The organism is Agrococcus pavilionensis RW1 (assembly GCF_000400485.1).
GTDB classification, from domain to species: Bacteria; Actinomycetota; Actinomycetes; order Actinomycetales; family Microbacteriaceae; genus Agrococcus; species Agrococcus pavilionensis.
The window spans coordinates 12,053-33,192 of the sequence record NZ_ASHR01000006.1 but is presented as its reverse complement, the minus strand read 5'-3'; the positions used below and the strand labels follow the sequence as shown (position 1 = coordinate 33,192).

Sequence of the window (21,140 nt, the reverse complement as noted above, 5' to 3'; positions counted from 1 at the left end):
GCCACAACTCATAGTTGCAATGGCTAAGTGTTTGCTACTCTCGGGGCATGGAGAACCCGCCGCTCAACGACGAAGAGCTGGTCGTGCTGCTCGATGACGACGGCACGCCGATCGGCTCGGCTCCGAAGGCGACGGTGCACACCGACTCGACGCCTCTGCACCTCGCGTTCTCGTGCTACCTGCTCGACGACGAGGGCCGGCTCCTCATCACGCGCCGCTCGCTCGAGAAGCAGGCGTGGCCCGGTGTGTGGACGAACAGCTGCTGCGGGCACCCCGCGCCCGGGGAGTCGTTCGAGGACGCCGTGCAGCGGCGCTTGCAGCAGGAGCTCGGCACGAGCGCGAGCGACCTGCGGCTCGTGCTGCCCGACTTCGCGTACCGCGCGGTCGACGCGAGCGGCATCGTGGAGCACGAGCGCTGCCCCGTCTTCGTCGGCCGCATCGCGGGCCCGCTCGAACCCGAGCCGAGCGAGGTCGCCGAGTGGCAGTGGGTCGACCCCGACGACCTCCGCACGAGCGTCGTCGCCACGCCGTGGGCGTTCAGCCCCTGGCTCGTGCTGCAGGCGGAGCAGCTCCACGCGCTCGCGGGTGCGTCGTGACCGCCGTCGACGCGCCGACGCTGCTCGCCGAGGTCGAGCAGCGCATCGCGCAGCTCGCCGCGCCGACAGGTCCGCACCCCGTGCAGGCCGCGGCGGCCCGGGCCGCGGCCGGCGGCAAGCTGCTCCGCCCCCGACTCGTGATGGCTGCGGCCGGCCGCAGCGCCGATCGCGACGCCGTCGTCGCCGTCGCGGCGGCGATCGAGCTGCTGCACGCGGCGCTGCTCGTGCACGACGACGTCATCGACGGCGACGAGGAGCGTCGCGGCGAGCCGTCGGTCGCGCGCGAGGCGCGCGATCTCGCCGCCGAGGCCGGCCTCGCGCCGGCGCGGGCCGAGCGGCTCGGCCTCGCCGCCGCGATCGTCACGGGCGATGCGCTGCTCGTGCGAGCGATCGCCTCGCTCGGGTCGCTCGACGCGCCCAGCGCGCTGCGCTCGCGCGTGCTCGGGATCGTCACGCGAGCGATGGTGCGCGCCGCCGAGGGCGAGCACGACGACGTCCTGCTCGCCGGCGCGACGCCCGACCACGCCGCGATCGACCGCATCCTCGAGGGCAAGACCGCCGACTACTCCTTCCGCGCTCCGCTCGAGCTCGGCGCCGTGCTCGGCGGCCGCGACGATGCCGCGATCGCCGCGCTCGGCGACATCGGCCTGCGGATGGGGGTGGTCTACCAGCTGCGCGACGACGTGCTCGGCGTCTTCGGCGACGAGGCGATCACCGGCAAGAGCACGCTGAGCGACATCCGCGCCGGAGCGCCGACCCTGCTCTCGGCGCTCGCGAGCCGCGATCCGGCCTGGGCGAGCGTCGCGAGCCACTACGGCGACCCGGGTGCCGATGAGGGCGCCGCCGCGCGAGTGCGGCACGTCATGCGCGGCAGCGGCGCGCTCGACGAGGTCGAGCGCCGCATCGCGGATGGGGGCGACGAGGTGCGCGCGCTGCTCGTCGCCGCCCCGGTCGAGCAGTCGGTGCGCGACGAGCTGCTGCAGATCCTCGCGCGCTGCGTGGAGCGGGGACGATGACGGGCCTCGACCTCTACACGCGCACCGCCCGGCGCGCGAGCGCGACGGTCATCGAGGCGTACTCGACATCGTTCGGGCTCGCGAGCCGGCTGCTGCCGCCCGTCATGCGCGGCGACATCGCGAGCGTCTACGCCCTCGTGCGCGTCGCCGACGAGATCGTCGACGGGCCCGGCGCCGAGTCGGGCCTCGACACCCGCTCATGCCGCGAGGTGCTCGACGCCCTCGAGCGCGAGGTGGAGCGCGCGGTCGCGACCGGCTTCAGCGCCGACCTCGTCGTGCACGCCTTCGCCGAGACGGCCCGCCGGGTCGGCATCACGGCCGACCAGACCGCGCCCTTCTTCGCGGCGATGCGGCGCGATCTCGAGCCCGTCGCGTTCCGCGACGAGCGCGAGCTGCGCAGCTACGTCTACGGCTCCGCCGAGGTCGTGGGCCTCATGTGCGTGCGCTGCTTCCTCGGCGGCCGGCGGCTGCCCGACGCCCAGGCGCGGCGCGTCGACCGCGGCGCCCGCGCCCTCGGCTCCGCCTTCCAGGTGGTGAACTTCCTGCGCGACATCGGCGCCGACGCCGACGGCCTGGGCCGCGCGTACCTGCCGGGCGTCGATCCCGCGCATCCGACCGAGGAGGCCGTCGGCCGCGTGCTCGACCGGCTCGAGGGAGAGCTGCGCATCGCGCGCGACACCGTGCCGCTGCTGCCGCGCGAGGCGCGCCCGGCCGTGCTCGCCGCGCACGGCCTCTTCGCGGCGCTCGCCCGACGCATCCGCGCGACCCCCGCCGACGAGCTGCCCCGGCGCCGCATCAGCGTGCCGAGCGCCGAGAAGGCGGCGATCGTCGCCCGAGCCGCGCTCGGCGCGAGCGTCGCCCGCGCGACGAGCGCGCGCGAGGCGCGGCTGGAGCCGGCCCGATGAGCCGCATCGTGGTGATCGGCGGCGGCATCGCGGGGCTCGCGAGCGCGGGCCTGCTCGCGCGCGACGGCCACGAGGTCGTGCTCGTCGAGCAGGGCGAGGCACTCGGCGGCCGCGCCGGCACCTGGCGCTCGAAGGGCTTCACGTTCGACACCGGGCCCTCGTGGATGCTCATGCGCGAGCCCTACGAGCACGCGTTCCGGATGCTCGGCTCGAGCCTCGAAGCGGAGGTCGACGTCGTGCGGCTCGACCCGGCCTACAAGGTGCTCTACGAGGGCGTCGACGAGCCGCTCGAGGTCTCCGGCGACCTCGAGGCGACGATCGCGGCGTTCGAGCGCATCGAGCCGGGCGCGGGGGAGGAGCTGCGGCGCTACCTGCGCTCGGCGAGCGAGACCGCCGAGCTCGCGACCTCGGGGCTGCTCTCGAACCGCTTCGACTCGCCGGGCGCGTTCGCGGGGGTCGGCGTCGGCACCCGGCTGCCCACGCTCGCGCGGCTGCTCGTCGAGACCCTGCACTCCCGCGTCGCGCGATCGTTCCGCGACGTGCGGCTGCGGCAGGCGCTCGGCTACCCGGCGGTCTTCCTCGGCACCGAGCCGAGGTCGGCGCCCTCGATGTACCACCTCATGAGCCACTTCGACCTCGTCGAGGGCGTCTGGTACCCGCAGGGCGGCTTCGGCGTGCTCGTCGAGGCGATGGCCCGGCTCGCGCGCGAGGCGGGCGCTGAGCTGCGCACGGGCGCGCGCGTGCGGCGCATCGTCGTCGAGCAGGGCGCCGCCCGCGGCGTGCTGCTCGAGAGCGGCGAGCGCATCGACGCCGACCTCGTGGTCTCGGCCGCCGACGGCCACGCGACCGACACGAAGCTGCTCGCGCACGTGCCCGGGGTCGCCGAGCGCGCCCGACGCCGCTGGGCGAAGCGCGTCGCCGGCCCCTCCGCCGTGCTCGTCATGCTCGGCGTCGAGGGCGAGCTGCCCGAGCTCGAGCACCACACGCTGCTCTTCACGCGCGACTGGGAGGACGGCTTCGGGCGCATCTTCGGCCCGCCCGCCGCCGACCCGGCCGACGGCGTCACCGACCCCGCGTCGCTCTACGTCAGCCGCACCTCCGCCACCGACCCCTCGGTCGCGCCCGCCGGCCACGAGGCGCTCTTCGTGCTCGTGCCCGTGCCGGCCGACCCGCGGCTCGGCCGCGGCGGCGTCGACGGCGCCGGCGACGCCGCGGTCGAGGCGATCGCCGATCGCGCGATCGCGCAGATCGCCGAGTGGGCGGGCATCGAGCGGCTCGCCGAGCGGGTCGTCACGCGCCGCACCGTCGGTCCGGCCGACTTCGCGGCCGACCTCGACGCGTGGCGCGGCACGGCCCTCGGCCCGGCCCACACGCTCCGGCAGTCGGCGTTCCTGCGCGGCTCGACGAAGCACGCGTCGGTGCGCGACCTCCTGCTCGCGGGCTCGACGACCGTCCCCGGCATCGGCGTGCCGATGTGCCTCATCTCGGCGGAGCTCGTGGTGAAGCACGTGCGCGGCGAGCGCTCGACCGGCCCGCTGCAGCCGCTCGAGCCCGAGCGGGCGGGGCAGCGGCCGTGAGCTTCGTCTACCTCGGTGCGATCGTCGTCTCGGCCTTCTGCGTCGGCCTCCTCGACGCGCGGTGGCGGCTCGCGCTCTTCGCCGACCCGCTGCGCGCGCTCGGCGCGGTCGCCGGCACCGCCGCGGTGCTGCTCATCACCGACCTCGCGTGCATCGCGACCGGCAACTTCCGGCTCGGCGCGTCGCCCTGGATGACCGGCTTCGAGGTGCTGCCGCACCTGCCGATCGAGGAGCTCTTCTTCATCGCCTTCCTCGCCTACGTCTCGCTCGTCGCCTTCGCGGCCGGCGAGCGGCTGCTGGCGAGCCGTCGCGCCCGGGTCGAGGAGCGCGCGTGAGCTACATCCTCGTGCTCGCGCCGCTGCTCGCCGCCTCGATCGTCGCGGCCGTGCTCGCGCTGCGCCGCGACCGCCGCCGCTGGGGCGCGCTCGCGATCGCCGCGGCGATCGTGCTCGCCCTCACGATCGTGTTCGACTCGCTCATGATCGCGGCCGACCTCTTCCGCTACGACGACGCGAAGCTCCTCGGCCCGCACATCGCCCTCGCGCCGATCGAGGACCTCGGCTACGCGCTCATCGCCGTGCTGCTCGCCGCCGCCATCTGGACGCTGCTGCCGAGCCGGGCCGCGCGCAGGGGCGACGACGCGTCGGAGGCGACGGATGCGTGAGGTCGCCGAGGGCGCGGTCACCGGCCCCGGCCTCGCCCGCCGGCTGCTGCTCGCCTCGCGCCCGGTGAGCTGGATCAACACCGCCTTCCCGTTCGCCGCCGCGATGGTGCTCACCACCGGCGCCGTCGACGTCCGCACGATCATCGGCACGCTCTTCTTCCTCGTGCCGTACAACCTCGCGATGTACGGCATCAACGACGTCTTCGACTACGCATCCGACGCCAAGAACCCGCGGAAGGGCGGCGTGGAGGGTGCGCTGCTGCCGCCCGAGACGCACCGCGCGACGCTCGCGTGGTCGATCGGGCTCGCCGTGCCGTTCGTCGTCGCGCTCATCGCGATGGGAGGCCCGGCGTCGTGGGCGGTGCTCGCCGTGAGCCTGTTCGCGGTCGTCGCCTACTCGGCGCGAGGCCTGCGCTTCAAGGAGGTGCCGCTGCTCGACTCGATCACCTCGAGCACCCACTTCGTGAGCCCCGCCGTCTACGGCCTCGTGCTCGCCGGCGCCGACTGGACGCCGCAGCTCGTCGCCATCCTCGTCGCGTTCTTCTGCTGGGGCATGGCGAGCCACGCCTTCGGCGCCGTGCAGGACGTCGTGCCCGACCGCGAGGGCGGCATCGCCTCGATCGCGACGGTGCTCGGCGCCCGCGCGACCGTGCGCCTCGCGATCGCCCTGTGGGCCGCCGCGGGCGTGCTCATGCTGCTCGCGCCCTGGCCCGCGTCGCTCGGGGCGCTCGTCGCCGTGCCGTACATCGTGCTCGCCGCGCCGTTCTGGAGGATCACCGACGCGTCGAGCGCGGAGGCGAACCGCGGCTGGCGCCGCTTCCTGTGGGTGAACTACGGCTGCGGATTCGTCGTCACGATGCTCTGCATCGCGTGGGCGATGCTCGGCCGATGACCGCGCACGCAAGCGTGGCGCGGCTCGCGCCCGAGCCGCCGATCGAGCGGCTGCCCGAGGCGGAGCGCCGCTCGGTGCTCGTCACCGGCGCGACGGGCTACGTCGGCGGGCGGCTCATCCCGCGGCTCGCCCTCGCCGGGCACCGGGTGCGCGCGCTCGCGCGCGATCCCGGCCGGCTCGCCGACGCTCCCTGGGTCGACGAGGTCGAGGTCGTCCGCGGCGACCTCGAGGAGCCCGAGGGCCTCGCCGCGGCGTTCGAGGGCCAGCAGGTCGTCTTCCACCTCGTGCACGCGATGAGCGCGGGCGGCGACTTCATGGCCGCCGAGCTCGCGCAGGCGCGGCACGTCGCCGCCGCGGCCAGGGCGGCGGGCGTCGAGCGCATCGTCTACCTCTCGGGGCTGCACCCGGAGGGCGAGCGGCTCTCGAAGCACCTCGCGTCGCGCGTCGCCGTCGGCGAGACGCTGCTGGCCTCCGGCGTGCCCACGATCGTGCTGCAGGCGGGCATCGTCATCGGCTCCGGATCCGCGTCCTTCGAGATGATCCGCCACCTCACCGAGGTGCTGCCCTACATGCCCGCGCCGCGCTGGGTGCGCAACTTCGTGCAGCCGATCGCGGTGCGCGACGTGCTGCACTATCTCGTGCGCGCGGCCACGGTGCCGAGCGAGGTGCACGGCGCCTTCGACATCGGCGGCCCGGACGTGCTGCGCTACGGTCAGGTGATGAACGGCTACGCGCTCGAGGCGGGCCTGCCGCAGCGGCCGATCGCACCGCTCCCGGTGCTCACGCCGTGGCTCGCGTCGCAGTGGGTCAACCTCGTCACGCCGGTCCCGCGCGCGATCGCCGTGCCCCTCATCGGCTCGCTGCTGCACGACTGCGTGGTCGAGGAGCGCCGCATCGACGCCGTCATCCCGCCGCCCGCGGCCGGCCTCACCGGCTACCGGCACGCCGTGCGGCTCGCGCTCGCGCGCGAGCGCTCCGGCGACATCGAGTCGAGCTGGCGCTCGGCGAGCCCCGCGGGCGCCCCCTCCGATCCGCTGCCGAGCGATCCGGCCTGGTCGGGATCGACCGTCTTCGAGGATGCGCGCGAGCGGTCGACGGATGCGTCACCGGAGTCGGTCTGGCGCGTCGTCGAGTCGATCGGGGGCGAGCGCGGCTGGTACTCGGTGCCGCTGCTGTGGAGCATCCGCGGCCTCGCAGACCGCCTCGTCGGCGGCGTCGGGCTGCGCCGCGGCCGCCGCGACCCGGAGGCGCTGCGCGAGGGCGACGTCGTCGACTGGTGGCGCGTCGAGCGCATCGAGCGCGGGCGACTGCTGCGGCTGCGCGCCGAGATGCGGGTGCCGGGCCGCGCGTGGATCGAGTTCGAGGTGACCCCGCGCGGCAGCGGCGCGCACTACCGGCAGCGCGCGGTGTTCCTGCCGAGCGGGCTGAGCGGTCGCCTCTACTGGTGGTCGCTCGTGCCCGCGCACCAGGTGATCTTCGAGGTCATGGCGAGCCGCATCGTCGCGGCGGCGGAGGCGCGCTCGTGAGGATCTGGTCGCTCCACCCCGGCCTGCTCGATCGGCCGGGGCTCACGGCGTGCTGGCGAGAGGCGCTGCTCGCGCAAGCGGTGCTCGCTGGCCGCACGCGCGGCTACACCCGCCACCCGCAGCTGCAGCGGTTCCGGGAGCAGCCCGATCCGGTCGTGGCGATCGGCGCCTACCTCGCCGGAGTCGCCGACGCCGCGGAGGCCCGCGGCTACCGCTTCGACCGCTCGCGCATCGACATGCCGGGACCCGCGCCCCGCATGACGGTCACCGAGGGCCAGCTCGAGTTCGAGTGGGCCCACTTGCGGGCGAAGCTCGCCAAGCGCACGCCCGAGCGGCTCCGGTACGCCCGTCGTCCCGTGCCGCATCCGCTCTTCACGGTCGAGCCGGGGCCGGTCGCGGAGTGGGAGCGCCCCTAGTCGCGTTCGCGCGGCGGGCCGATGCCTCCGACTCGGCCGCAAGGTGCTCGACGACCGGCAGGTCGGCGAGCAGGCTCAGGAACTTCGTCGCTGCCCGGCGCTCCTCCGGCGAGAGCGCGGCGGCGATGGCGTAGCGCCGCGCGTGATCGGCGCCCACCGACGCGGTCGCCTGCGCGCGGGTCTCGTCGGTCACGACGATCGAGAGCGCGCGGCGGTCGCGCGGATGCCGCTCGCGGCGGATGTGGCCGCCGTGCTCGAGCCGGTCGAGCAGCTTCGTCACCGACGGCCCCGTGATCCCGAGGTGCTCGGCGATCATCGACGAGGTCACGATGCCGCCGTCGTGCCCGGCCGACATCACGTACCGGATCGCGCGCATGTCGTTCTCGCCGAGCCGCATGTAGCGACGGCTCGCCTCGCTGTGCGCGGCGGAGGTGCGGTGCCAGCGGCGCAGCGCGTGGAAGAGGTCGGTGATCTCGTCGACCTCGGCGTCGCTCGGACCCTGCTCGCGCACGAGGCGGGCGGATGCGTCGAGGCGGCGGGGGTCCATGAGGTCGCGATCGACGTCACGCCCCACCTCACTCATGAACCGATGGTACTACTTCGGCTCATAGTTCGCCAGGCTTAGCATCTGCTCAGGACGCTGTGCCGCCGACGCAGTCGCATCGACGCCGGTCAGCGGTGCTCGAACCGCCACGGCAGCGCGCCGACGTGCAGCCGGTGCCGCGGCCCCTCCTCGGAGTCGGCACCGCCGTCGTACGCCTCGTCGCCCTCCCAGATGGCGAGCGCGCGGGCGGGGTCCTGCTTCGTCGCGTAGCGCTGCGGCTCGCGGCCGGCGATGGCGGTGAGGGCCGCGTCGACGGTCGGGAACGGCAGGAGCGTGTCGAGCGTCACCCACGTGGGTGGGAAGAGCCGCAGGTCGCCCTTCCCGTGCCGCTTGAGCGCATCCGCCGGCCGGATCCAGGTCGCGTCGATCGCCTCGGCCTGCTGCAGGCGCAGCTCGCCCTCGGGCGCGCGAGCGACGAAGAACCAGGTGTGGAACTTCGTCGCGAGCTGCTCGGGCGGGATCCACTGCGACAGCGGCACGAGCGACTGGGGGTCGACGACGAGCGCGCTCTCCTCGGCCGTCTCGCGCACCGCGGCGTTGCGCGCCGTGGTCTCCTCGTCGGCCGCCTCGTCGACCGGCTCGACGCGGCCGCCGGGGAAGACCCAGCCGCCCGGGAAGGAGCCGCGGTCGGGCCGCTGGAGCAGCAGCACCTCGATGGCGCCGGCGTGCCCGTCGCGCACGAGCACGAGGGTCGCGGCGACGGGGATCTCGGTCACGCGCTCACGCTACCGCCGAGGGCCCCGCTTCCGCGGCATCCCGGGCCTCCGCGCGCGCCATGTCGCGGATCGCCTCGTCGGCGTGCATGTCGGGCTTCTGCGCCGCGACCGCGAGCACCTCGAGCGGCGGCTGCCGCTCGAGCGACGGTTCGAGGCCCTGCAGGCTCGAGAAGCGCCGCGCCTGGGTCACGACGTTGCGGTCGAGGGATGCGTTGAAGGCGTTGTACGCCTCGACCGTGCGGTTGAGGCTGCTGCCGAGCTTCGTCAGGTGGGTGCCCATCGTGCCGAGCCGCTTGTGCAGCTCGCGGCCGACCTCGAGCACCTGCAGCGCCTCGCCGGCGAGCTGCTCCTGCCGCCAGGTGTAGCCGACCGTGCGCAGGAGCGCGACGAGGGTCGCGGGCGTCGCCAGCACGACGTTGCGCTCGAAGGCCCGCTCGAAGAGGGTCGGGTCGCGCTCGAGCGCCGCGTTGAGGAACGGCTCGGCGGGCACGAACATGACGACGAACTCGGGGCTGCCGGGCACCGCCTCCCAGTAGGCCTTCGAGCCGAGCTGGTCGATGTGGTCGCGGAGGTGGCGCGCGTGCGCGTCGAGCCGCTTGTCGCGCGTCGCGTCGTCGCTCGCCTCCATCGCCTCGAGGTAGCCCGCGAAGGCGACCTTCGCGTCGACGATCACCTGCTTGTCGCCGGGCAGGTGCACGAGCATGTCGGGGCGTAGCGCGCCGTCGTCGGTGACGTGGTGCGCCTGCTCGGTGAAGTCGACGTGCTGCAGCATGCCGGCCGCCTCGACGACGCGCCGCAGCTGCAGCTCGCCCCAGCGGCCCCGCACCTGCGGTGCCCGCAGCGCCGTGACGAGCTGGCGCGTCTCGGTCGAGAGCCGCTCGGAGCTCGACCGCATGAGCTGCAGCTGCTCGGCGAGCGCGGCGTTCGCCTCGGCGCGCGCCTTCTCGGCGGCCGTGACCTCCGAGCGCACCGATTCGAGCGACTTCGAGAGCGGCTCGACGAGCTGCTGCACCGCCTGCTCGCGCTTCGCGAGCTCGGCGGCACCCTCGCTCTGGGAGCGGCGCAAGCGCTCCTCGGCCTGCTCGAGGAAGACGGCGGAGTTGCGCTCGAGCGCTGCGCTCGAGAGCTTGGCGAACTCGTCGGCGCGGCGCTGGGCGTCCTGCTGCAGCTCGGCGAGCGCCTCGCGGCCGCGCTCGCGCTCCTCGGCGAGGCGCTGCGCCGCCTCGGCGCGCACCTCCTCGAGCTGCGCGGCATGCCGCCGCTCGGTCACGTCGCGCTCTCGCTCACGCTCGTCCTCGATGACCTCGAGGCGGCTGCGGGCGGTGTGGAGCTCGCCCAGGCTCGCCGCGGCCTCGGCGGCGGCGCCGGCACGACCGGCGCGCGAGCCGAGCAGCGCGCCGAGCGCGCCGGCGAGCAGCATGCCGACGACGGCGGCGACGACCAGGAGCGGTTCCATGCCCCCATGTCACCAGATGCCGCTGACATGCCGGGGCTACCCTCGGTCGCATGGTGGAGATCCAGCGCATCGTCGCACCGAACCCCGGACCGATGACCCTCGACGGCACCAACACCTACGTGCTCGGCGGCGAGGTCGTCGTCGACCCCGGTCCCGCCGACGTGGAGCACGTCGAGCGGCTCGTCGACCTCGCGCCTCGGCTCATCCTCGTGACGCACAAGCACACCGACCACACGGAGGCGGCGCGCGAGCTCGCCCGCTCGACCGGCGCGGTGCTGCGCGGCCTCGACGCCGATCAGTGCCACGGTGGCTCGCCGCTCGTCGACGGCGAGTGGATCCCCGTCGGCGACGCCGAGCTGCAGATCCTCGCGACCCCCGGCCACACGCACGACTCCGTCAGCATCGTCGTGCCGGACCGCGCGGTGCTCACCGGCGACACGATCCTCGGCCGCGGCACGACCGTGATCATGCACCCCGACGGTGCGATCGCGCCCTACCTCGCGAGCCTCGACAAGCTCGAGGAGCTCGGCGACCTCGAGGTGCTGCCCGGCCACGGCGACCCGCTGCCCTCGGTCGCCGCGATCGCGCGGCAGTACCGCGCGCACCGGCTCGAGCGCCTCGAGCAGGTGCGGCGGGCGCTGCGCGAGCTCGGCACGAGCGCGGCCGACGCCACGGTCGGGGACGTCGTCGACCTCGTCTACGCCGACCTCGATCCGGACGTGCGGTTCGCCGCCGAGGCGTCGACCGCGGCGCAGCTCAGCTACCTGGCCGAGGCCGGCTGACGCCTACGCGGGCGCGTCGCCGGGCGCCTCGCCGCCGACGTCGGGCAGTGCGCTGAAGATGTCATCGCCGCGCAGCAGCGCCTCGGCGCCGCCGTCGACGTAGATCGTCTGACCGGTGACGTGGGTGTTCTCCTCGCTCACGAGCCAGGCGAGCAGCGCCGCGACGGTCTCGGGCTTCGCGTGGTAGTTGAGCGGCATCGGCAGCTGCGCGTCGAGCGCATCGCCCATGTCGCGGATGAGATCCGCCGTCATCGCCGTCTCCACGATGCCGGGGCCGACGCAGTTCACCGCGATCCCCGCGCCCGCCCACTCGGCGGTCGGCGCGACCCTCCGCGCCCAGCGGCTGATCGCGCGCTTCGAGCCGCTGTAGTTGATGAATCCCACCTGCGGGCCCTGGGCCTCGGCGGCGCCGCCGATCTCGAGCGCCTTCGCCTCGTCGCCGGCCAGCAGCGCGTCGACGAGCTCGGCCGACGTCGGCTGCAGCGACGAGAACGACGAGGTGATGCCGACGCGCGGTGCGGCGGAGCGCGCGAGCGCCGGCCGCAGGGCGTCCAGGAACTCCGTGACGCCGAAGTAGTTCACGGCGACGGTCTTGGCGATCGGCGCAGCGATGCCTGCGCTCGCGACCACCACGTCGACCTCACCGCCCGCGGCGGCGAGGGCGGCGTCGGCCGCCGCGCGACGGCCCGCGGGCGTCGAGAGGTCGCCGTCGACGTCGCTGCCCGCGAGGTCGACGCCGACGGTGCGGTAGCCGCGCTCGTCGAGCAGCTGCTTCGTCGCCCGCCCGATGCCGGATGCGGCGCCCGTGATGATCGCTGTGCGTGCCAAGGTGCTCTCCTTCGAACCGTGCCGGTCCTGCCCGGCATCAGCCCGATGATCGCACCCCTGGGGCTCAGCCGCTCTTGCGCCGGTGCACGCGCTTCTGCACCGCGGGGCCCGAGTGCGCGCCCTGCACGCCGCCCTGCGGCGCCATGCCCTGGCCGTGGTGGCCGAGCTTCTTCTTGTCGAGCGCCTCGCGGAACTTGCGGCGCTGGGCGTCCTCGGCGCTCTCGACGCCGTCGGGGGTGTCCTGCGGGTGCGTCGCTGCCGATTCGTTCTCGCTCATGACCCCACCTTGCCGCCTGCCGGTGCCGATGTCGAGTCCGCCGGCCCGCTCGGCCGACCGACGGCATCCGCCCGATCCTTCCGAGCCGCCGCGAGCGCCCGGATGAATGCGCTCAGCCAGACGAAGATGAAGCCGCACGCGGCGAACTCGAAGCCCGTGAAGCTGTAGTAGCGGACCGGCTCCCACAGCAGCAGCGCGCCGATCGTCGCGACGACCATCGCGATCGACACGAGGTGGATCGACCTCGGCAGCCGGGGCGCGAACCACGGCAGCCCCGCGCACAGCACGCAGAACAGCAGCACCATGCTCGAGCCGAAGACCATGTGCAGCCACTCGGCGATGTCGATGCGCACGAGGCCCGTGAAGACCATCGAGACGCCGATGCCCGCGATGAGCCGGCCGACCCAGCGCGAGCCCGTGCTCGCCCGGCCGGTCGCCGACTCGAGGTCGCCGCGCGCATACGCGCCCATCGTCGCGACGAGCACGCCCGAGAGCACGAGCGTCATGTTGAAGGCGAAGCCCGAGATGCCGCCCCCGACGCCGAGCTGCGAGAAGTGCAGCTGTCACCAGTCCTCCTGCGAGGCGGTGAGCATCGAGAAGATGACGCCGACGACGAGGAACGACGGCACGAGCGCGCCGAGCGTGCGGGTGCCGACGTCGTGGCCGAGCGGATGCGTCAGGTACGCCGCCGCGGCGCCCGCGAGCCCGCACGCGAGCGCTCCCGCGAAGGGGTCGAGCTGCAGCCCGCGGAAGCCGGCCTGCATGATCTCGCCGGCCGAGAGCGCCGCGAGGTAGCCGAGCCCGAAGCACACGAGCGCGATCGCGATCGTGCTGACGACCCGCACCGCGCGGCTCCAATGGCCGCCGAGGCGCGGCATGGGCGTCGTCGACCGCAGGTTCGCGACCAGGAACGACAGCGCGGCTGCCGTGCCCGTCGTCAGCGCCGCGATGCGCGCGACGGATGCGCTGCCGCCGATCGGGCGCAGCCCCTCGCCCATGAGCACGAGGCCGAGCGCGAAGGCCGCGGCGCCCGCGATCGAGCCCGCGACGACCGCCTGGAGCTCCTGCCGGGCGCGCCGCCCCTGCGGGGGAGCGTCGGTCGGCGCCGGCCGCGTGGTCAAGCGTCCACCCTGGCACGCAGGAGGTGCGGCACGGCGGAGGGGCGGGATGCGTCGGGCGAGGCGGCGGCGATCGTGCGCGCGAGCGTCGTGAGCCAGACGAAGGCGATGCCGACCGCCACAGCCTCGAGGCCGGCGGCCGAGTAGACGGCGAGCGGGCGCCACAGCAGGAGCGCGATGACGATCGCGATGGCCGCGCCCGCGGTCGTGAGGATGAGCGCTCGTGGCGGCCGCGGCATGACGAGCAGCACGGCGGCCGCCGAGGCGACGAAGAGGCCGAGCGAGCCGAACGCGGCGATGTTGTGCAGCAGCGGTGCCCTCGGCACGGGGAAGAGGCCCACGCCCGCGAGCGCGATGCCGGTGAGCGCGAAGAGCGCGACCACCCGCGCGATGCCGCCGAGCGCGGCATCGCCGAGCCAGCGATGCAGGTCGCGGCCGAGGTACGCGCCGATGGTGGCCACGAGCAGCCCGGCGATGACGACCGTGCCGTTGAAGGCCCACGAGCCGGCGCCGCTGCCCGCGCCGAGGTCGGAGAAGTGGCGCTCCCACCAGCGCGGATCGGCGGCAGTGAGCATCGCGAAGACCGTGCCGATCGTGAGGAAGGCGAACAGCAGCGTCGCGAGGTCGCGCGTGGTGAGCTCGATGCCGGCGCGGAAGGCGAGCCAGCCGCCCGCTGCGCTCGCGATGCCCGTCAGGAGCGCGCCGCCGATCGCCGGTGCCTCGAGCCCCTGCAGCCCGAGCGCGAGGATCTCGGCGCCCGTGAGGGTGCCCAGGTAGGCGACGGCCGCGAAGCCGATGGTGAGCGCGACCGTCGAGACGCGCGAGATCGTGCGCTGCCACGGCGGCATCGGGCGGGTCTCGGCGCGGCGGTGCAGGAGCGTGCTGAGGGCGAAGGCCGCCGCCGCGACGAGGGCGACGATCCCCGCGGCTGGCAGCGCGAGCGAGCCCTCCCCGGCGATCGGACGCGGATCGCCCCACAGCGCCACGAGCGCGAACGCTGCTCCCGCGCCGAAGGAGCCCCACGCGGCCGCGATCGCCTGCGCCTCGCGACGCAGCTCCACGCTTGGGACGGCTTCCACGCAACCGATGGAACCACCCTGCACCCTCGAGCGAGCGTCGACCGGTGTCCGACCTTGATCGCTGGCCACACTTTCTATTGCCTTTCGATAGATATAGCACGATGATCGATGCATGCTCCGTTCCCCGTGGATCGTCCTGCTCCTCCGCGTCGCGCTCGCGCTCGCCGCCGCCTGGCTCATCGTCATCCTGCTGCTGTCGCTGCCGGGCGAGCTCGCCGACGAGGCGCTGTGGTTCCGCATCGGCGCGCAGGCGGTGCTCTCGCTCGTGATCGTCGCGGTGCTCGCGGTCATCGTCTGCATCTGGCGGCTGCTCACGCTCGTGCAGCGCGACCGCATCTTCAGCGACGAGGCGCACCGCTGGGTCGACGCGATCGTGTGGGCGCTCGCGATCGGCTGGGCGCTGCTCGCGGCCGGCGCGCTCGTCGTCGTCGCGGTCGTCTTCCTCACGCCCGAGCTGCGCGACCCGGGCATCCCGATGGCGCTCTTCGGCCCGGTCGTGCTCTCGCTCCTGCCGCTGCTGCTCATGCTCGTCATGCGCGGCCTGCTGCAGCAGGCGAGCGGCTACCGCGCCGAGCTCGACGAGGTGATCTGATGCCGATCGTCGTGCGGATCGACGTCGAGCTCGCCAAGCGCAAGCTGAGCGTGGGGGAGTTCGCCGAGCGCGTCGGGCTCACGCCTGCGAACGTCGCGGTGCTGAAGAACGGCCGTGCGAAGGCCGTGCGCTTCTCGACGCTCGAGGCGATGTGCCGGGTGCTCGAGTGCCAGCCGGGCGACCTGCTCGAGTGGGTCGACGACGGGGCGGATGCGTCGGGCTGAGCCGACGCATCCGCCCCGTCACCAGGTTCCACGGCGCCGTCGCCGCTAGCCTCCCGGCATGCGCAATCCCGTGCCCGAGCTGCTCGACGAGGTGCTGCGCGAGTGCGCGGACGACGACGGCGGGGCGCTGCACGACTCGATCCCCGAGCTCGCCGAGGCAGACCCCGACCGCTTCGCGATCGCGCTCTGCACCGCCGACGGCACCGTCTACGCGTCGGGCGACGCCGAGCACCGCTTCACGATCCAGTCGATCTCCAAGCCGCTGGCCTACGCGCTCGCGCTCGCCGACCGCGGCATCGAGACGGTGCTCGAGCACGTCGGGGTCGAGCCCTCGGGCGACGCGTTCAACGAGATCTCGCTCGAGCGCAGCGGCCGTCCGCGGAACCCCATGATCAACGTCGGCGCCGTGACGACGCACGCGCTCATCGGCGATCCCGAGTGGAGCCTCGCCGAGCGCGACGAGCGCGTCCGCTCGGGGCTCTCGGCGTTCGCCGGCCGCGAGCTCGAGATCGACGACGCGGTCTTCGAGTCGGAGCGATCGGTCGCGAGCCACACGCTCGCGCTCGCCTACCTCGCCCACTCGCAGGGCAAGCTCGACGGCGAGCCGCACGACGCCGTCGACGGCTACATCCGGCAGTGCTCGATGCTCGTCGACGTGCGCGACCTCGCGGTGATGGCGATGACGCTCGCCGGCGGCGGCAGGAACCCCGTCACGGGTGAGCAGGTCGTGCCGGTCTGGGCGTGCACGCAAGCGCTGAGCGTCATGGCGACGTGCGGCATGTACGACGCGGCGGGCGACTGGATGAGCCGGGTCGGCATCCCCGCGAAGAGCGGCGTCTCGGGCGGCGTGCTGGGCGCGCTCCCCGGGCAGATCGGCGCCGGCGCCTTCTCGCCGCGACTCGACGACGTCGGCACGAGCGTGCGCGGCGAGCAGGCCTTCGCGCGCATGTCGAGCGAGTTCGGCCTGCACCTCATGCACGCGCCCGAGGTCGCGACGCACGTGCTCTACGGCGTCGTCGAGCCCGACACCGACGGCGACGGCCTGCGCGAGGTGCAGCTGCAGGGCACGATGCACTTCGCCGCGGCCGAGGCGGCGCTGCGCGAGCTCGAGGGGCTCCCCGACGATCGCTCGCCCGTCGTGCTGGACCTGACGCGCGTCGTCTCGGCGAGCGCGATCGGCCGTCGCCTGCTGACCGAGGCCGTCGAGCGGATGCGCGCCGACGGTCGGGACGTGCGGGTCACCGACCCCGACAGCGTGCTCGGCGGATGACGCGAGGCGCGCAGGCCGTGAGCCGGTGACCGCGATCCGGAGAGCAGGAGGGGAACCATGGGTGCCGCATTGGTCACAGGAGCTTCGCGCGGGATCGGACGTGCGATCGCTCGGGCTCTCGCCGAGCGAGGAGACCGCGTGGCGGTCCACTACGGCTCCGACAGCGTCGCGGCGGAGGAGACGCTCCGCTCGATGACCGGCGTCGGCCACATCGCGGTCGGTGGAGACATCGGCGATCCCGAGAGCGCTGCCGAGGTGCTGCGGGCCGCCGACGATGCGCTCGGTGGGATCGACATCCTCATCAACAACGCCGCTGTGGCGCCCGCCGACGACGTCCGCCATCGGGTCGACGAGGCGAGCTTCGAGCAGTGGCAGGCTGCTTGGCGGAGGATCGTCGACGTCGATCTCCTCGGCGCTGCGAACCTGACCTTCCTCGTCGCGCGCCGCTTGATCGACCGCGGAGCGCCTGGCTTCGTCGTCAACGTCGGATCCCGAGGCGCGTATCGGGGCGAACCGGAGTTCCCCGCCTACGGGGCTGCGAAGGCGGGGCTCCACGCGTTCGGGCAGTCGATGGCGGTGGCTCTTGCGCCGCACGGCATCGTCGTGACGACGATCGCGCCGGGATTCGTCAGCACGGAGCGGCAGAGCGCGAAGCTCGAAGGCGCCGCGGGCGAGGACCTGCGCGCGCAGAGCCCCTTCGGGCGCGTCGGGACGCCGGAGGAGGTCGCCGCGGCGGTGCTCTTCCTGAGCTCGCCGGCGGCGACATGGTCGTCAGGCGGGGTGCTCGACTTCAACGGTGCGTCGTACTTGCGCTCCTGAGCCGCCGGCGGATGCGCGGCGCGCACGATGGAGGGGCGGCGCCGCAGCGCCGCCCCTCCATCGTCGTGGACTAGAAGTCCCAGTCCTCGTCCTCGGTCGCCTCGGCCTTGCCGATGACGTAGGAGGAGCCGGAGCCCGAGAAGAAGTCGTGGTTCTCGTCGGCGTTCGGCGACAGCGCCGACAGGATCGCTGGGTTGACGTCGGTGACCGTCGACGGGAACAGCGGCTCGAAGCCGAGGTTCATCAGTGCCTTGTTGGCGTTGTAGTGGAGGAACTTCTTGACGTCCTCAGTGAGCCCCACGGGGTCGTACAGCTCGGCCGAGTACTTCGACTCGTTCTCGTAGAGCTCGTAGAGCAGCGAGTACGTGTAGTCCTTGAGCTCGGCCTGCTTCTCGGGCGTGAGCTGCTCGTAGCCCTTCTGGAACTTGTAGCCGATGTAGTAGCCGTGCACGGCCTCGTCGCGGATGATGAGGCGGATCATGTCGGCCGTGTTCGTGAGCTTCGCGCGGCTCGACCAGTGCATCGGCAGGTAGAAGCCCGAGTAGAACATGAACGACTCGAGCAGCGTCGAGGCGACCTTGCGCTTGAGCGGGTCGTCGCCCTCGTAGTAGCCGATGATGATCTCGGCCTTGCGCTGCAGGTACGGGTTCTCCGTCGACCAGCGGAAGGCGTCGTCGATCTCCTTCGTCGACGCGAGCGTCGAGAAGATCGACGAGTACGACTTCGCGTGCACGCTCTCCATGAAGGCGATGTTCGTGAGCACCGCCTCCTCGTGCGGTGTCACCGCGTCGGGGATGAGCGAGACCGCGCCGACCGTGCCCTGGATGGTGTCGAGCAGCGTGAGGCCCGTGAAGACGCGCATCGTGAGCAGCTTCTCGTCCTCGGTGAGCGTCGCCCACGACTGGATGTCGTTCGACAGCGGCACCTTCTCGGGCAGCCAGAAGTTGTTCACGAGGCGGTTCCACACCTCGAGGTCCTTCTCGTCCTCGATGCGGTTCCAGTTGATCGCCCGCACGAGGTGGTTGTGGCGGTGCTGGCGCTTCTGCGCCTCGGTCTGCACGGCGCCGTCGAGCGCCTCCTGGATCTCGGCGCGGTCGGCCTCGATCGCCGGGCCGGCCTCCTCCGCGAGGGCCGGGGCGTCGATGGGGTCGTCGAAGACCGACGCCTGCGTCTCTTGGGTGTCCATGTCCTGTTCCTTCATCGTTGTCGCGCTAAAAGTGAGGAAATCACAGCATGCAGCTGACGCAGCCGTCCACTTCCGTACCCTCGAGCGCCAGCTGGCGCAGTCGCACGTAGTAGATCGTCTTGATGCCCTTGCGCCACGCATAGATCTGCGCGCGGTTGATGTCGCGCGTCGTCGCCGTGTCCTTGAAGAACAGCGTGAGCGAGAGGCCCTGGTCGACGTGCTGCGTCGCCGCGGCGTAGGTGTCGATGATCTTCTCGGGGCCGATCTCGTAGGCGTCCTGGAAGTACTCGAGGTTGTCGTTCGTCATGAACGGCGCCGGGTAGTAGACACGCCCGAGCTTGCCCTCCTTGCGGATCTCGATCTTCGCCGCGATCGGGTGGATCGACGACGTCGAGTTGTTGATGTACGAGATCGAGCCGGTCGGGGGCACCGCCTGCAGGTTCTGGTTGTAGATGCCGTGCTGCTGCACGAGCGCCTTGAGCTCGCGCCAGTCGTCCTGCGTCGGGATGTGGATCTCGGCCTTGTCGAACAGCTCCTGCACGCGCGCGGTCGCCGGCTTCCACTCCTGCTCGGTGTACTTGTCGAAGAACTCGCCGGTCGCGTACTTCGAGCGCTCGAAGCCCTCGAAGGTGCGGCCCTTCTCCTGCGCGATGCGGTTGGAGGCCCGCAGCGCGTGGAACAGCACCGTGTAGAAGTAGATGTTCGTGAAGTCGATGCCCTCCTCGGAGCCGTAGAAGATCCGCTCGCGGCCGAGGTAGCCGTGGAGGTTCATCTGACCGAGGCCGATCGCGTGGCTCATGTCGTTGCCGCGCGCGATCGACGGCACCGAGCCGATGTTCGACTGGTCGGAGACCGCGGTGAGCGCCCGGATGGCCGTCTCGACCGTCTTGCCGAAGTCGGGCGAGTCCATCGAGAGCGCGATGTTCATCGAGCCGAGGTTGCAGGAGATGTCCTTGCCGACCGAGACGTAGTCGAGGTCGTCGTCGTAGGTCGACGGCGTGTTGACCTGCAGGATCTCGCTGCAGAGGTTCGACATGTTGATGCGGCCGTCGATCGGGTTCTCCCGGTTCACCGTGTCCTCGAACATGATGTACGGGTAGCCCGACTCGAACTGGATCTCGGCGAGCGTCTGGAAGAACTCGCGCGCGTTGATCTTCGTCTTCGTGATGCGCGGGTCGTCGACCATCTCGTGGTACTTCTCGGTCACCGAGATGTCGCTGAAGGGCACGCCGTAGACGCGCTCGACGTCGTACGGCGAGAACAGGTACATGTCCTCGCCCTTCTTCGCGAGCTCGAACGTGATGTCGGGCACCACGACGCCGAGCGAGAGCGTCTTGATGCGGATCTTCTCGTCGGCGTTCTCGCGCTTCGTGTCGAGGAACCGCATGATGTCGGGGTGGTGCGCCTGCAGGTACACCGCGCCCGCGCCCTGGCGCGCGCCGAGCTGGTTCGCGTACGAGAAGCTGTCTTCGAACAGCTTCATCACGGGGATGACGCCGGAGGACTGGTTCTGGATCTGCTTGATCGGAGCGCCGTACTCGCGGATGTTCGTGAGGTTGAACGCTACGCCGCCGCCGCGCTTCGAGAGCTGCAGGGCCGAGTTGATCGAGCGGCCGATCGACTCCATGTTGTCCTCGATGCGCAGCAGGAAGCACGAGACGAGCTCGCCGCGCTGCTTCTTGCCGGCGTTGAGGAAGGTCGGGGTGGCCGGCTGGAAGCGGCCGTTCACGACCTCGTCGACGATGTGCTCGGCGAGCGTCTCGTCACCCGCGGCGAGCGCGAGCGCGACGTTCACGACGCGGTCCTCGTAGCGCTCGAGGTAGCGCTTCCCGTCGAAGGTCTTGAGCGTGTAGGACGTGTAGTACTTGAAGGCGCCGAGGAACGTCGGGAAGCGGAACTTGTAGCCGTAGGCGCGCTTCATGAGCGACTTGATGAACTCGAAGGAGTACTGGTCGAGCACTTCCTTCTCGTAGTAGTCGTTCTCGACGAGGTAGTCGAGCTTCTCCTTGAGCGAGTGGAAGAAGACGGTGTTCTGGTTGACGTGCTGCAGGAAGTACTGGTTCGCCGCCTCGCGGTCCTTCTCGAACTGAATCTTGCCGTCCGGTCCGTAGAGGTTGAGCATCGCGTTGAGCGCGTGGTAGTCCATCGCCGACGTCTTGCCCGTCGTCATCTCGGGCGTCACTGTCGCCATAGTCCATCCAATCCGTCGTTGACGACGCGCACGTCGTCGGGGGTTCCGAAGAGTTCGAAGCGGTAGAGGTGCGGCACGTCGCACTTGCGCGCGATGATGTCGCCCGCGAGCCCGTAGCCCGCACCGAAGTTGGTGTTGCCGGCGCTGATGACGCCTCGCAGGTGCTTGCGGTTCTCCTCGTCGTTGAGGAACCGGATCACCTGCTTCGGGACGGCGCCCTTGCCGTCGCCGCCGCCGTAGGTCGGCACGATGAGCACGTAGGGCTCTCGCTGCTCGAGCGGCGGGTCGGAGGCGTACAGGGGGATGCGCGAGGCCGGCCGGCCGAGCTTCTCGACGAAGCGGGCGGTGTTGCCCGACACGCTCGAGAAGTAGACGACCTGGTTCACGGCGCCCCCCTGCCGGCGGC

At 72.4% G+C, this 21,140-nt stretch carries 25 protein-coding genes; 14 read left to right on the top strand and 11 right to left on the bottom strand.

Annotated features, from left to right (window positions below):
- The first annotated feature begins 47 nt into the window (after positions 1-47).
- Genes idi through L332_RS17565 form a run of 9 tightly spaced genes read left to right on the top strand, consistent with a single transcriptional unit; the run spans position 48 to position 7,592 of the window.
- Positions 48-596, top strand: coding sequence for an isopentenyl-diphosphate Delta-isomerase (gene idi, locus L332_RS17605; RefSeq protein ID WP_021009548.1), 549 nt, complete (start codon positions 48-50; stop codon positions 594-596).
- On the top strand, positions 593-1,612 hold the full coding sequence (locus tag L332_RS17600; protein WP_021009547.1) for a polyprenyl synthetase family protein: 1,020 nt from the start codon (positions 593-595) through the stop codon (positions 1,610-1,612). Before idi ends, L332_RS17600 begins: the two co-directional genes overlap by 4 nt.
- The gene (locus L332_RS30530; protein WP_021064863.1) at positions 1,609-2,517 is read left to right on the top strand and encodes a phytoene/squalene synthase family protein; all 909 of its coding nucleotides are present in this window, start codon (positions 1,609-1,611) and stop codon (positions 2,515-2,517) included. The genes L332_RS17600 and L332_RS30530 overlap by 4 nt, the downstream gene beginning before the upstream one ends.
- On the top strand, positions 2,514-4,094 hold the full coding sequence (gene crtI / locus L332_RS30525) for a phytoene desaturase family protein (RefSeq protein WP_021064862.1): 1,581 nt from the start codon (positions 2,514-2,516) through the stop codon (positions 4,092-4,094). Before L332_RS30530 ends, crtI begins: the two co-directional genes overlap by 4 nt.
- On the top strand, positions 4,091-4,429 hold the full coding sequence (locus tag L332_RS17585) for a C50 carotenoid epsilon cyclase (protein WP_021009546.1): 339 nt from the start codon (positions 4,091-4,093) through the stop codon (positions 4,427-4,429). Before crtI ends, L332_RS17585 begins: the two co-directional genes overlap by 4 nt.
- Complete coding sequence (locus L332_RS17580; RefSeq protein ID WP_021064861.1) at positions 4,426-4,758, top strand: lycopene cyclase domain-containing protein; 333 nt, start codon at positions 4,426-4,428, stop codon at positions 4,756-4,758. Before L332_RS17585 ends, L332_RS17580 begins: the two co-directional genes overlap by 4 nt.
- On the top strand, positions 4,751-5,650 hold the full coding sequence (locus L332_RS17575) for a prenyltransferase (RefSeq protein ID WP_021064860.1): 900 nt from the start codon (positions 4,751-4,753) through the stop codon (positions 5,648-5,650). Before L332_RS17580 ends, L332_RS17575 begins: the two co-directional genes overlap by 8 nt.
- Positions 5,647-7,176 (top strand): SDR family oxidoreductase, encoded by a 1,530-nt coding sequence (locus L332_RS17570; protein ID WP_021064859.1) that lies wholly within the window; start codon positions 5,647-5,649, stop codon positions 7,174-7,176. Before L332_RS17575 ends, L332_RS17570 begins: the two co-directional genes overlap by 4 nt.
- Positions 7,173-7,592 carry a pyrimidine dimer DNA glycosylase/endonuclease V gene (locus L332_RS17565; RefSeq protein ID WP_021009544.1) on the top strand — a complete coding sequence of 140 codons (420 nt, stop codon included), beginning with the start codon at positions 7,173-7,175 and terminating at the stop codon, positions 7,590-7,592. Before L332_RS17570 ends, L332_RS17565 begins: the two co-directional genes overlap by 4 nt.
- Here the strand turns inward: L332_RS17565 and L332_RS17560 are convergent.
- The 3 genes from L332_RS17560 to rmuC form a co-directional block, all read right to left on the bottom strand.
- The gene (locus L332_RS17560) at positions 7,549-8,175 is read right to left on the bottom strand and encodes a MarR family winged helix-turn-helix transcriptional regulator (protein WP_021009543.1); all 627 of its coding nucleotides are present in this window, start codon (positions 8,173-8,175) and stop codon (positions 7,549-7,551) included. The genes L332_RS17565 and L332_RS17560 overlap by 44 nt on opposite strands.
- Before the next feature lie 89 nt (positions 8,176-8,264).
- Positions 8,265-8,912, bottom strand: coding sequence for an NUDIX hydrolase (locus tag L332_RS17555; protein WP_021009542.1), 648 nt, complete (start codon positions 8,910-8,912; stop codon positions 8,265-8,267).
- Between the two features lie 4 nt (positions 8,913-8,916).
- Entirely contained in the window at positions 8,917-10,368 is a 1,452-nt protein-coding gene (rmuC, locus tag L332_RS17550; RefSeq protein ID WP_021009541.1) for a DNA recombination protein RmuC, read from the bottom strand.
- A 50-nt stretch (positions 10,369-10,418) separates the two neighbouring features.
- On the opposite strand from rmuC, the gene L332_RS17545 reads away from it, so the two are divergent.
- Positions 10,419-11,150 (top strand): MBL fold metallo-hydrolase, encoded by a 732-nt coding sequence (locus L332_RS17545; RefSeq protein ID WP_021009540.1) that lies wholly within the window; start codon positions 10,419-10,421, stop codon positions 11,148-11,150.
- 3 nt (positions 11,151-11,153) lie between these two features.
- Here the strand turns inward: L332_RS17545 and L332_RS17540 are convergent, their stop codons facing one another.
- The 5 genes from L332_RS17540 to L332_RS17520 all read right to left on the bottom strand — a co-directional run bounded on the left by L332_RS17540 (position 11,154) and on the right by L332_RS17520 (position 14,452).
- Complete coding sequence (locus tag L332_RS17540) at positions 11,154-11,978, bottom strand: SDR family oxidoreductase (protein WP_021009539.1); 825 nt, start codon at positions 11,976-11,978, stop codon at positions 11,154-11,156.
- Positions 11,979-12,042: 64 nt separating this feature from the next.
- Positions 12,043-12,255: a DUF5302 domain-containing protein gene (locus tag L332_RS17535; RefSeq protein WP_021009538.1), complete on the bottom strand. Its 213-nt coding sequence runs from the start codon at positions 12,253-12,255 to the stop codon at positions 12,043-12,045.
- Positions 12,252-12,815 (bottom strand): DUF998 domain-containing protein, encoded by a 564-nt coding sequence (locus tag L332_RS17530; protein ID WP_081645972.1) that lies wholly within the window; start codon positions 12,813-12,815, stop codon positions 12,252-12,254. Before L332_RS17530 ends, L332_RS17535 begins: the two co-directional genes overlap by 4 nt.
- Positions 12,816-12,818: 3 nt before the next feature.
- Positions 12,819-13,376 carry a hypothetical protein gene (locus L332_RS17525; RefSeq protein WP_021009536.1) on the bottom strand — a complete coding sequence of 186 codons (558 nt, stop codon included), beginning with the start codon at positions 13,374-13,376 and terminating at the stop codon, positions 12,819-12,821.
- The gene (locus L332_RS17520) at positions 13,373-14,452 is read right to left on the bottom strand and encodes a DUF998 domain-containing protein (protein WP_235045055.1); all 1,080 of its coding nucleotides are present in this window, start codon (positions 14,450-14,452) and stop codon (positions 13,373-13,375) included. Before L332_RS17520 ends, L332_RS17525 begins: the two co-directional genes overlap by 4 nt.
- Before the next feature lie 112 nt (positions 14,453-14,564).
- On the opposite strand from L332_RS17520, the gene L332_RS17515 reads away from it, so the two are divergent.
- The 4 genes from L332_RS17515 to L332_RS17500 are packed head-to-tail and all read left to right on the top strand — an operon-like array spanning position 14,565 to position 17,357.
- On the top strand, positions 14,565-15,044 hold the full coding sequence (locus L332_RS17515) for a DUF2975 domain-containing protein (RefSeq protein WP_021009534.1): 480 nt from the start codon (positions 14,565-14,567) through the stop codon (positions 15,042-15,044).
- Entirely contained in the window at positions 15,044-15,268 is a 225-nt protein-coding gene (locus L332_RS17510; RefSeq protein WP_021009533.1) for a helix-turn-helix domain-containing protein, read from the top strand. The genes L332_RS17515 and L332_RS17510 overlap by 1 nt, the downstream gene beginning before the upstream one ends.
- Positions 15,269-15,326: 58 nt before the next feature.
- Complete coding sequence (gene glsA, locus L332_RS17505; protein WP_021009532.1) at positions 15,327-16,538, top strand: glutaminase A; 1,212 nt, start codon at positions 15,327-15,329, stop codon at positions 16,536-16,538.
- Between the two features lie 57 nt (positions 16,539-16,595).
- On the top strand, positions 16,596-17,357 hold the full coding sequence (locus L332_RS17500; RefSeq protein WP_031223221.1) for an SDR family NAD(P)-dependent oxidoreductase: 762 nt from the start codon (positions 16,596-16,598) through the stop codon (positions 17,355-17,357).
- A gap of 70 nt (positions 17,358-17,427) precedes the next feature.
- Here the strand turns inward: L332_RS17500 and nrdF are convergent, their stop codons facing one another.
- The 3 genes from nrdF to nrdI are packed head-to-tail and all read right to left on the bottom strand — an operon-like array spanning position 17,428 to position 21,120.
- Positions 17,428-18,543 (bottom strand): class 1b ribonucleoside-diphosphate reductase subunit beta, encoded by a 1,116-nt coding sequence (nrdF, locus tag L332_RS17495; RefSeq protein ID WP_021009530.1) that lies wholly within the window; start codon positions 18,541-18,543, stop codon positions 17,428-17,430.
- 40 nt (positions 18,544-18,583) lie between these two features.
- Positions 18,584-20,734 (bottom strand): class 1b ribonucleoside-diphosphate reductase subunit alpha, encoded by a 2,151-nt coding sequence (gene nrdE / locus L332_RS17490; RefSeq protein ID WP_021009529.1) that lies wholly within the window; start codon positions 20,732-20,734, stop codon positions 18,584-18,586.
- On the bottom strand, positions 20,722-21,120 hold the full coding sequence (gene nrdI / locus L332_RS17485; protein WP_021009528.1) for a class Ib ribonucleoside-diphosphate reductase assembly flavoprotein NrdI: 399 nt from the start codon (positions 21,118-21,120) through the stop codon (positions 20,722-20,724). Before nrdI ends, nrdE begins: the two co-directional genes overlap by 13 nt.
- Between the last annotated feature and the right edge of the window lie 20 nt (positions 21,121-21,140).